This window comes from Carnobacterium sp. (genome assembly GCF_049673005.1).
Classification (GTDB): domain Bacteria; phylum Bacillota; class Bacilli; order Lactobacillales; family Carnobacteriaceae; genus Carnobacterium_A.
Window position 1 is genome coordinate 17,816 of sequence record NZ_JBATXB010000092.1, and the last position, 10,126, is coordinate 27,941.

General features: G+C 33.8%; 6 protein-coding genes. All 6 read left to right on the plus strand.

Annotated elements, in window-relative coordinates; all coding sequences use genetic code 11:
* Positions 1 to 203 precede the first annotated feature (203 nt).
* The 6 genes from parE to WBF61_RS07140 all read left to right on the plus strand — a co-directional run bounded on the left by parE (position 204) and on the right by WBF61_RS07140 (position 10,058).
* Positions 204 to 2,204, plus strand: coding sequence for a DNA topoisomerase IV subunit B (parE, locus tag WBF61_RS07115; protein ID WP_424255177.1), 2,001 nt, complete (start codon positions 204 to 206; stop codon positions 2,202 to 2,204).
* Positions 2,194 to 4,650 (plus strand): DNA topoisomerase IV subunit A, encoded by a 2,457-nt coding sequence (gene parC, locus WBF61_RS07120; protein ID WP_424255179.1) that lies wholly within the window; start codon positions 2,194 to 2,196, stop codon positions 4,648 to 4,650. The genes parE and parC overlap by 11 nt, the downstream gene beginning before the upstream one ends.
* A 330-nt stretch (positions 4,651 to 4,980) precedes the next feature.
* Positions 4,981 to 7,209 (plus strand): formate C-acetyltransferase, encoded by a 2,229-nt coding sequence (gene pflB / locus WBF61_RS07125; protein WP_424255181.1) that lies wholly within the window; start codon positions 4,981 to 4,983, stop codon positions 7,207 to 7,209.
* 47 nt (positions 7,210 to 7,256) lie between these two features.
* Positions 7,257 to 8,018, plus strand: a complete 762-nt coding sequence (gene pflA, locus WBF61_RS07130) for a pyruvate formate-lyase-activating protein (RefSeq protein WP_424255183.1) — start codon at positions 7,257 to 7,259, stop codon at positions 8,016 to 8,018.
* A gap of 112 nt (positions 8,019 to 8,130) precedes the next feature.
* The gene (locus WBF61_RS07135) at positions 8,131 to 9,078 is read left to right on the plus strand and encodes a LysR family transcriptional regulator (RefSeq protein ID WP_424255185.1); all 948 of its coding nucleotides are present in this window, start codon (positions 8,131 to 8,133) and stop codon (positions 9,076 to 9,078) included.
* 50 nt (positions 9,079 to 9,128) lie between these two features.
* Positions 9,129 to 10,058, plus strand: a complete 930-nt coding sequence (locus WBF61_RS07140) for a manganese-dependent inorganic pyrophosphatase (protein ID WP_424255187.1) — start codon at positions 9,129 to 9,131, stop codon at positions 10,056 to 10,058.
* Positions 10,059 to 10,126: the final 68 nt, after the last annotated feature.

The following is a 10,126-nucleotide window of genomic DNA, read 5'->3' on the forward strand; positions in this document are numbered from 1 at the left end:
CTTTCGCTTTTTTAGAGAAATCGACGAATTTTACTTTTCAATCAAATCAAGTTAGAGTATTATTGAGTAGATACTTAAAGAATCAAACGGATGTATACGAAGTGAACGAGCTCATTGAATACCTATGAACAGATAATAATCCGTCAAAGGGGTTTAAGTTTAACACTAAGTATCGCGTAATAAGGATTTAAGGAGTTTTTTGAATGTCTAAAAAAATAAAAACAGCATATGATGATACATCCATTCAAGTCTTAGAGGGACTGGAAGCCGTACGTAAAAGACCTGGTATGTATATTGGATCGACTGATACTAGAGGTTTACACCATTTAGTTTACGAAATTGTTGACAATTCCGTCGACGAAGCTTTATCAGGATTCGGAAATGAAATAACCGTTACCTTGCATAAAGATGACAGCATTAGTGTCAAAGATAATGGTCGTGGAATGCCTACTGGAATGCATTCTTCAGGAATACCAACTGTCCAAGTTATTTTCACTGTTTTGCATGCGGGTGGAAAGTTTGGACAAGAAGGCGGATATAAAACTTCTGGTGGTCTTCATGGTGTAGGAGCAAGTGTTGTTAATGCGCTATCAGAATGGTTAACGGTTACCATTGTTCGCGATGGTGTAGAATACCAACAAAAATTTATTAACGGCGGAAAACCATCTGGAACGTTAACTAGTAAAAATAGCCGTCAAAAAAACGGAACAACGGTTCATTTCAAACCAGATTCAAGTATTTTTTCTACAACTAAGTACTCATATGACGTACTTTCGGAACGTTTAAGAGAGTCGGCTTTTTTACTAAAGAACTTACGCATTGAATTGATTGATGAAAGAAATGATCAATCTGAAATTTTTCATTATGAAGAAGGAATCAAAGAGTTTGTTGCTTATCTGAATGAGGACAAAGATACGTTGACTCCGATTGCTTATTTTTCAGGAGAAAACAATCAAATTGAAGTGGAATTTTCATTTCAATACAACGATGGCTATTCAGAAAACATTTTATCCTTCGTTAATAACGTTCGAACGAAAGATGGTGGAACACATGAGTCTAGTATGAAAACAGCCTTTACGAAAACGTTTAATGATTATGCAAGAAAAGTTAATTTGTTAAAAGAAAAAGAAAAAAACCTTGAAGGTAGTGATTTCAGAGAAGGACTTGCAGCGATTATTTCCGTTCGTATTCCTGAAAATTTATTGCAGTTTGAAGGACAAACAAAAAGTAAATTGGGAACAGCTCAAGCTCGTGGAGCAGTTGAAGCTGTTATAGGAGAACAGTTAAGTTTTTATTTGGTGGAAAATGGTGAAACAAGTCAACAGTTAATCCGAAAGGCTCTTTCAGCTAGAGAAGCTCGAACCGCAGCGAGAAAAGCTCGTGAGGAAAGTCGGAATGGAAAAAAACGAAAAAAAAATGACTCTTTGTTATCTGGAAAGCTAACTCCTGCACAAAGTAAAAATGCTAAACGTAATGAGCTCTTCTTAGTTGAGGGAGACTCAGCTGGTGGGTCAGCTAAACAAGGTCGAGATCGTAAGTTTCAAGCTATTCTCCCTTTGCGTGGAAAAGTAATCAATACAGAAAAAGCAAAGTTACAAGATATTATGAAAAATGAAGAAATTAATACGATGATTTATACAATTGGTGCAGGTGTGGGACCAGAATTTGATATAGAAGCTTGTAATTATGATAAAGTTATTATTATGACCGATGCGGATACAGATGGTGCTCATATCCAAGTTCTTTTATTAACTTTTTTCTATCGTTATATGAAACCTTTATTTGAAGCCGGTAAAGTATACCTAGCTATGCCACCTTTATATAAGCTTTCTAAAGGAACGGGTAAAAAAGAAAAAATTGCTTATGCTTGGACGGATGATGAACTTGTAGGTGTAACAGAAGAATTTGGGAAGAATTATATTCTTCAGCGCTATAAAGGGTTAGGTGAGATGAACGCTGATCAACTCTGGGAAACTACTATGGATCCTGATTCAAGAACGCTTATACGAGTAAGAATTGATGATGCTGCACAAGCTGAACGTCGAGTCTCTGTTTTAATGGGCGATAAAGTTGAACCTCGTCGTAAATGGATTGAATCTCACGTAGAGTTCTCTCTTGAAGAAGGCAGTAGCATCCTTGATAACGATCAGCTAATGGAAACATCGGAATTAGAAAACGAAGGAAGTGCTATAGATGGAGAGTAGATCGGATGTTCAAGAATTAACTCTTGAAGAAGTAATGGGAGATCGATTTGGTCGCTATTCAAAATATATCATTCAAGAGCGTGCACTACCTGATATTCGTGATGGCTTAAAACCGGTTCAACGTCGGATATTGTATGCCATGAATGTAGAGGGCAATACGTCTGATAAAGGGTTTAGAAAGTCTGCTAAAACAGTCGGGAATGTTATTGGTAATTACCATCCTCATGGGGATAGTAGTGTCTATGAAGCAATGGTTCGTTTGAGTCAACACTGGAAACAACGAGAAGAATTAATTGAGATGCACGGAAATAACGGGAGTATGGATGGTGATCCACCAGCAGCAATGCGTTATACAGAAGCACGTCTTTCTAAAATTTCCGAAGAGTTATTAAAGGATATCGATAAAGAGACGGTAGATTTTGTTTTAAACTTTGATGATACGGATGAAGAACCAACTGTTTTACCAGTAAGATACCCTAATTTACTCGTTAACGGTGCTACAGGCATCTCGGCTGGCTATGCTACTGATATTCCTTCTCATAATTTAAGTGAAGTCATTGATGCAACAGTTCATTTAATCGATCACCCTAAAGCAAGCGCAGTTGATTTAATGACTTATTTAAAAGGACCTGATTTCCCAACTGGAGGAATATTGCAAGGGATTGATGGGATAAGAAGTGCTTATGAAACTGGTAAAGGAAAAGTTATCGTTCGCTCAAAGACCCATATAGAAGAGTTACGAGGCGGAAAACAACAAATTGTTATTAATGAAATTCCTTACGATGTAAATAAAGCTATCTTAGTTCGTAAAATGGATGAAATCCGTTTAAATAAAAAAATTGATGGCATTGCCGAGGTTCGTGATGAATCAGATAGAACTGGTTTACAAATTGTTGTTGAGTTGAAAAAAGATGTGAATGCACAAGGCATCTTAACTTATTTATTAAAAAGTACAGATTTACAAGTCTCTTATAATTTTAATATGGTGGCTATTGATAAAAAAAGACCTCAACAAGTAGGAATTGTTCGTATGTTAGAAGCTTATCTTGAACATCAAAACGAGGTAATTGTAAGACGAACTCAGTTTAATCTTAGAAAAGCAGAGACACGAGCACATATCGTTGTCGGTTTAATCAAAGCTCTTTCTATCCTAGATGAAGTTATCGCGGCTATTCGTAGTAGTAAAGATAAAAAAAATGCAAAAGATAATCTTATTGATCAATTTGATTTTACTGAAGCACAAGCTGAAGCCATTGTCTCTTTGCAACTATACCGTTTAACAAATACAGATATTACTGCTTTAGAAACTGAAGCCGATGTATTAGAAAAAGCGATTGCATCCTTTAATAAAATTCTAACGAGCCCTGCCGAAATGAAGCGAGTGATGAAAAAAGAACTTTCTGAAATCAAAAAGAAATACGCTAGTCCTCGTCGAACAGTCATTGAAAATGAAATTGAAGAGTTGAAAATTGAAACGGAAGTTTTAGTTACTCAAGAAGAAGTGATGGTTTCAGTTACTAAAGAAGGGTACCTTAAACGTACGAGCTTACGCTCTTATGGCGCATCAAAACCAGAAGAAATTGGTGTTAGAGAAGGCGATTACCCTATTTATATAGAACAGCTAAATACTTTAAATCATTTACTCTTATTTACATCTAAAGGGAATATTATTTATCGTCCCGTTCATGAAATTACAGAGTTTAGATGGAAAGATAGTGGCGAACACCTTTCTCAAAATATAGCACTCTATCAAGATGAAACAGTTTTAAAAGTTTTTGGATTAAAAGCATTGGATACTAACGCAACGTTTACTATTATTAGTAAAGAAGGGTTTATAAAACAAACTACTGTAGATAGTTTAACTTTAGGGCGTAGTTACCTCACAAAGTCATTTACAGTGATGAAATTAAAAACAGATACAGATACCATTGAAAATGTTCTTTATACAGAAAATCAAGAAGATAAAGATATTTTCCTTATTACTCGAAGAGGTTTTGGTTTAAGGTACTCTTTAGCCGAAGTGCCAGTAGTAGGTGCAAAAGCAAGTGGTGTTAAATCAATTAATTTAAAAACAGATGATTATGTAGTGAATGGAATTATTTTTGATACTAAAGCTTCAAAAACAGAAGTATTGATTCTCACACAAAGAGGATCTGTTAAAAAAATGAATCTTAATGATTTCGATACTTTAGGTAGAGCAAAACGTGGCTTACTCGTATTAAGAGAATTAAAAAATAATCCACATAGGGTGGCGTACCTTTTAGATGGAAGTAAAAATAAAGAATATAAAATTCTAACAGATAAAAGTAAACTTATTTGCTTATCTAGTTCTTCTTATCAAATAAGTGATCGTTACTCTAATGGTTCATTTATTTTAGATGAAGTGAATGATGGTAGTCCGATAGATGTCCAAAATGATATCTTTCATGACTTAACTAATAACTAATAGAAAAGGTGTTCCATTTAATGGGGCACCTTTTTGTGTACTACAAATAGCATATCGAAAGGTTCATGTATTAGTACAGATGAATAAAAATAAGAAAATATAAATCTTAATCACTTCTTATGTGAATTGATAATCATTCTCAATTAGGTGGACTAGAATTAAAGATAAGCTTTACTTATAGTGATTAACAAGTATATTAAAAAAATAGTAAGAAAAAACATTCATTTATTAAGTATAAATAGATTGTTTTTTTTCATTCATGTGTTATACTGAGCAAGAAGGAGCTGTTATAGTCAATATGATAGCTAACTAACAAGGAGGTTCATTATAATGGAACAATGGGCAAAATTTAAAGGTAGAGTATGGCAAGAGGAAATTGATGTTCGCGATTTTATTCAACAAAACTTTAGCCAATATAATGGAACAGATGAATTCTTAGCAGGACCTACTGAAGCAACCTCAGCACTTTGGAAACAAGTAATGGATTTGAATACAAAAGAACGCGAAGCAGGCGGAGTATTAGATATGGATACAAAAGTTGTATCTACCATTACTTCTCATGCAGCTGGCTATTTGAATAAAGAATTAGAACAGATTGTTGGATTCCAAACTGAAAAACCTTTTAAACGTGGATTGCAACCATTTGGTGGTATCCGAATGAGTGAACTATCTGCTGAAGCATATGGTTTTGAAATTGATCCAGAAATATCACATGTTTTCCGTGATTATCGTAAAACACATAACCAAGGTGTTTTCGATGCTTATACGCCAGAAATTCGTGCTGCTCGTCGTAGTGGCGTTATTACAGGTTTACCAGATGCATATGGCCGTGGTCGTATCATTGGTGACTATCGTCGTGTAGCTTTATATGGAATAGACCGTTTAATCGCAGAAAAGAAACATGACTTATCTATTACTGGTTACGGTACAATGAGCGAAACTATTATCAGAGACCGCGAAGAAATAAACGAGCAGATTCGTGCTTTAGCAGAATTAAAAGAATTAGGGAATATTTATGGTTTTGATATTGCAAAACCAGCAAGCAATGCAACAGAAGCTTTCCAATGGCTATACCTAGGTTATTTAGCAGCTGTTAAGGAACAAAACGGGGCAGCAATGTCTTTAGGACGTACCTCAACGTTCTTAGATATTTATATTGAAAGAGATTTAGCAGCAGGGGTTTTATCCGAAGAACAAGCTCAAGAAATCGTTGATCATTTTGTTATGAAACTTCGTTTAGTTAAATTTTCTCGCACGCCTGAGTACAATGACCTGTTTTCTGGAGACCCAACTTGGGTAACAGAAGCAATTGGTGGTATCAGTGAAGATGGTCGCCATTTGGTAACAAAAAATAGTTTCCGTTTCTTGCATACTCTATCAAACTTAGGACCCGCTCCAGAACCGAACTTGACGGTCTTATGGTCAACCCGTTTACCTGAAAACTTTAAAAAGTTCTGTGCTAAAGCCTCTATTGAGTCTAGTGCAATTCAGTATGAAAATGATGACATTATGCGTCTTGAATGGGGCGATGACTACGGCATAGCTTGCTGTGTGTCCGCTATGCGTATTGGTAAACAAATGCAGTTCTTTGGTGCTCGTGCTAACTTAGCAAAAACTTTATTATATGCTATTAATGGCGGTGTGGATGAGAAATCCAAAGCACAAGTTGGACCTAAATATCAACCAATTACTTCAGAATATTTAGAGTATGATGAGGTTATGGAAAAATATGATACAATGATGGAATGGATTGCTGGATTATATTTAAACACATTAAATATTATTCACTTCATGCATGATAAATATTCTTATGAGAAATTAGAAATGTCTCTACATGATACGGATGTAATGCGTACTATGGCTACAGGAATTGCTGGATTCTCAGTTGTTATTGACTCACTTTCAGCAATAAAATATGCCAAGGTTAAAACAGTTAGAGATGAAAATGGTTTAGTTATGGATTACGAAATTGAGGGAGATTATCCTAAATTTGGTAACAATGATGACCGTGCTGATGATATTGGTATCTGGTTATTAAAAACATTCATGGCTAAAGTTAAAAAGCACCCAACATACCGTGGAGCAAAGCACACAACATCTATTCTTACAATTACATCAAACGTTGTTTATGGCAAGAAAACTGGTAATACTCCTGACGGTCGTCGTGCAGGTGAACCTTTTGCACCAGGAGCAAACCCAATGCATGGTAGAGATACTCATGGAGCATTAGCAAGTTTGAACTCTGTTGCAAAAATACCTTACAAATATTCATTAGATGGAATTTCAAACACGTTTTCTATCATACCAAAAGCGTTAGGTAAAGAAGATGATGTACAACAATCTAACTTAGCTAGTATGCTTGATGGCTATGTTAAAAAAGGCGGACACCACTTAAACGTAAACGTCTTTAACCGTGAAACGTTATTAGATGCAATGGATCACCCAGAAGAGTATCCACAATTAACCATTCGTGTATCTGGTTATGCTGTTAACTTTATTAAATTAACACGTGAACAACAAATGGATGTTATTAACCGTACAATGCATGAAAGTATGTAATTAACGATAGTAGTAACTAAGAAATAAAAGATAAAGGAGCTAATATCATGTCTGATTCAGCTATCGGCTATGTACACTCAACTGAAAGTTTTGGTTCTGTTGATGGTCCAGGAATTCGTTTTATTGCATTTATGCAAGGTTGTCGCATGAGGTGTGAATTTTGCCATAATCCAGATACATGGAATATGGGTGGTGGTACACCTTATACTGCTGACGAATTATTGGAAGAAGCATTAGCATACCGTGAATACTGGGGAGAAGAAGGGGGAATCACAATTAGTGGTGGTGAACCACTCTTGCATATTGATTTCTTAATCGAGTTATTTAAAAAAGCAAAAGTAGAAGGGGTACACACAACGTTAGATACTTGTGGTCAACCATTCACTTATGACGAACCTTTCTTTAGCCGTTTTGAAGAATTAATGAGCTATACAGATTTATTATTATTTGATGTAAAACACATTGATGATGAAAAACATAAAAAACTAACAATGATGTCAAATAAAAATATTTTAGATATGGCTCGCTATTTATCTAATATCGGTAAGCCAGTTTGGATTAGACATGTTTTAGTTCCTGAGCGTTCTGACTTTGATGAAGACTTGATAAGATTAAATGATTTTATTGAGTCTTTAGATAATGTTATCAAGGTTGAAATCCTACCTTATCATAAACTGGGTATTTATAAATATGAAGCCTTAAAAATACCTTATAAATTGGATGGTATTGATCCTCCAACTACAGAACGAGTAGAAAATGCTAAACGAATTTTAAACATAGATAAGTATAGGTCATCTACTTCATTGTAATCCTATTTTATACTTTTAAACTGAACGAAAGAGTAACTTCTAGTTGCTCTTTTTTAATTTGTTTATTACACTAACACTACAAGCTAAACTTTGAAAAGTATGAGGTACAAGAATGAAACAAGAGAAAAATCAATTATTTTCTTCAAAAGCACTAGATTATTTTTTACAAATTGCGGAAACAATGAACTATACTAAAGCTGCGAATATTTTAGGAATATCTCAACCAGCTCTTACACAACAAATTAAAAAAATTGAAAAAAATATAGGTGCTCCTTTATTTTATTCAAGTGAAAAAAAACTTTATTTAACGGATGTTGGACATTTAATGTTGCAAATGGCACACTCAATTAGTACTATTTTAGATAATACAGCTGATAAAATTCAAAAAACAATTAACTCTGATATAGGTGAAATAAAAATTGGTTTACTATCATCTGTAGAAGATAAAGTATTTACTCAGTTTATTAGTAACTATTATAAAGATAATCCAGATATAAAAGTAACCCTATATATGCTTACAAGAGATAATATTTGGAGTAAGTTAGAAAATAATCTTCTTGATTTAGCCATTATGTATTTGCCAGATTACAAAATAAAAAACTGGGAACCTTATATTAGCAAAAAAATAATTGATGAAGAATTAATGTTCATTCATCATAAAGCAGAATTGTCTAATCAAGAGTCTGTAAAACTTGTTCAAACGATTGATGAGAAGTGGGCACTTTATCCTGATACGTATTATATTAACGAATTATTACGAGAAGAATTTAAGAATAAATTGACTAATTTACCATCTATTTCAGCTTATCTGACAACTCCTGAACAACTTTATCAGTTTAGTAAAAATACTAGAGGCTATACTGTATTACCAAGTTCTTTTATTGAAGCTCATAAAAATGAACTTGAAATAAATAACTTAAAATTTGATCCTGAAATTTCATTTCAGCTATCTTTTGTTTACCGTTATGATAAAGAGCAAGTTCCGCGAATTAATAAATTTTTGACTAATTTTGCTGATTATTTAAAAGAAGAAGATTATTTTAGTAGACTAAAAACTTAATTTAGGGAATAATAGAGAATGAATTAAGATAATAAAGGGGAGTTTAATGAATGAGTAAAGTATTAATCATTGGTCATAAAAATCCAGATACAGATGCTATTGCATCCGCTATATCATTTGCTTATCTGCAAAATAAACTAGGTGTAGAATCTGAGGCTGTTGCATTAGGTGAAGTTACCGAAGAAACACAGTATGCTCTAAGCCACTTTGATTTTAAAGCGCCAAGAGTCATACAAACAGCAGCAAATGAAACAAGTCAAGTTATGCTAGTTGATCATAATGAATTTCAACAAAGTGTTTTAGATATTGGAGAGGTAGAGGTTCTCGCAGTGGTTGATCATCATAGAGTTGCAAATTTCGAAACGATTAACCCATTGTATTACCGTGCTGAACCTGTAGGATGTACAAACACGATTATTTTAAAACTATTTAAAGAAAATAACATTATTATTCCAAAAAATATAGCAGGTTTAATGTTGTCTGCTATTATTTCAGATACCCTGTTATTTAAATCTCCAACTTGTACCGATGAAGATATAAAAGCAGCAAAAGAGTTAGCCGAAATAGCTGAAACAGATATCAATACTTATGGATTGGAACTACTTAAAGCTGGTACAAATCTTAGTCATAAATCAGCAAATGAATTACTTGATATGGATGCGAAAAGTTTTCCCATGGGAAATAAAAATGTTCGAGTAGCTCAAGTTAATGTAGTAGATGTAAATGATGTTTTTGCTAAGCAATCAGAACTTGAAGCGACTATGGTAGAATTAAGTTTAGTTAATCAATACGATTTATTTATACTGGTCGTAACAAATATCCTAGATAGTGATTCCGTTATATTAGCAATAGGGAATCCAATTGAAGCAGTTGAAGAAGCGTTTAACATTACACTGAACAATAACAAAGCTGTATTAGAAGGCGTTGTTTCAAGAAAGAAACAAATTGTACCACAATTGACAGAAGTGTTAGCAAGATAAATTTAAATTAAATCTAAAGCATACTTTTTTTGTTTGCTTTAGCTTTTTTTGTTTTAAAGCGAGTTTTA

What these genes read in the sequence shown, in the direction of transcription:
- parE (WP_424255177.1), top strand. Translation starts at nt 204, where the DNA reads ATGTCTAAAAAAATAAAAACAGCATATGATGATACATCCATTCAAGTC.
- parC (WP_424255179.1), top strand. Translation starts at nt 2,194, where the DNA reads ATGGAGAGTAGATCGGATGTTCAAGAATTAACTCTTGAAGAAGTAATG.
- pflB (WP_424255181.1), top strand. Translation starts at nt 4,981, where the DNA reads ATGGAACAATGGGCAAAATTTAAAGGTAGAGTATGGCAAGAGGAAATT.
- pflA (WP_424255183.1), top strand. Translation starts at nt 7,257, where the DNA reads ATGTCTGATTCAGCTATCGGCTATGTACACTCAACTGAAAGTTTTGGT.
- WBF61_RS07135 (WP_424255185.1), top strand. Translation starts at nt 8,131, where the DNA reads ATGAAACAAGAGAAAAATCAATTATTTTCTTCAAAAGCACTAGATTAT.
- WBF61_RS07140 (WP_424255187.1), top strand. Translation starts at nt 9,129, where the DNA reads ATGAGTAAAGTATTAATCATTGGTCATAAAAATCCAGATACAGATGCT.